Genomic DNA, 820 nt, shown 5'->3' on the forward strand with positions numbered 1-820 from the left:
GGACGTTTTCATGCATCGAGCCGTACCGCTTTCTTCCCGTGCCGTGCGCACGCTGGCCACCGCACTGATCGGCCTGAGCGCCATCGCGGCCGCGATGGCCGCGACCGCCGCGACGTTCGACCTGAGTCCCGAGCAGCGCGGCCGCCCACGTGGCGCGGCCGATGCGGCGGTCGAGCGCGCGGTGCCCGCGTCGTTCAAGTTCGCCGAGCCCGGCACGCTGACGATCGGCATCGCGCCGAGCCTGCCGCCGATCAGCTCGTATGCGACCGACGCGCGCACGGTGATCGGCTTCGATGCCGACGTCGGCCAGCTCGTGTCCGACAGTCTCGGCCGCAAGCTGAAGATCATCGCGCTCGCGTGGGCCGACTGGCCGCTGGCGCTCGAATCGGGGAAAGTCGACGCGGTGATCTCGAACGTGACCGTCACCGAGGAGCGCAAGCAGAAGTTCGATTTCTCGACCTACCGCAAGGACCAGGTCGGCTTCTACGTGCGCAACGACAGCAAGATCCAGGCGATCCGCGAGCCGAAGGACGTCGCGGGGCTGCGCATCGTGACCGACGCCGGCACCAACCAGGAAAAGATCCTGCTCGCGTGGGACCGCGAGAACGTCGCGCACGGGCTGAAACCGGTGCAGATCCAGTATTACGACGACCAGGCGATGCGCATCGTCGCCGTGCAGTCGGGCCGGGCGGACGCGGTGTTCAGCGTGAATTCGGTGCTCGCGTATCAAAGCGCGCAGCAAGGCAAGACGCGGCTCGTCGGCGCGATCAGCGGCGGCTGGCCGCGCACGGCCGACATCGCGATCGCCACGCGCCGCGGC

1 protein-coding gene is annotated in these 820 nt (G+C 68.8%); it reads left to right on the forward strand.

The features are described from left to right. Positions 1-10 precede the first annotated feature (10 nt). The coding region (locus JMF90_RS38920; RefSeq protein ID WP_201326527.1) for an ABC transporter substrate-binding protein at positions 11-820 on the forward strand (810 nt) is incomplete at its 3' end.

Origin of the sequence: Burkholderia sp. E168m23 (assembly GCF_016586125.1) — a bacterium.
In the GTDB taxonomy this organism is placed as follows: Bacteria; Pseudomonadota; Gammaproteobacteria; order Burkholderiales; family Burkholderiaceae; genus Burkholderia; species Burkholderia orbicola.